The organism is Micromonospora sp. DT201, assembly GCF_049841575.1.
GTDB lineage: Bacteria > Actinomycetota > Actinomycetes > Mycobacteriales > Micromonosporaceae > Micromonospora.
In genome coordinates this window covers 1-212 of record NZ_JBNCKP010000133.1, presented here as the reverse complement: position 1 = coordinate 212, position 212 = coordinate 1, and the positions used below count along the sequence as shown (strand labels likewise).

The window sequence follows — 212 nt, the reverse complement described above, 5'->3', positions numbered from 1 at the left end:
GGCTGATGCGCGCCGCTGAACTGGCCGGCAAAAGCCCTCGCCGGTGGCGGACCACGACGACCCCGGACCCGAACGCCAGCAAACGCCCTGACCTGGTCGAGCGCGACTTCACCACCAACCCGGGCGCCCTCGATTCCCGCTGGTGCGGGGACATCACCTACATCAACACCTGGCAGGGCTGGCTCTACCTGGCCACCGTCATCGACCTGGCC

Annotated in this window: 1 pseudogene; it reads left to right on the top strand. The window is 68.9% G+C overall.

Annotation, left to right across the window (positions count from 1 at the left end):
* A pseudogene (locus ACLQ28_RS34705) lies at positions 1-212 on the top strand (IS3-like element ISRhosp1 family transposase); the annotation flags it as partial.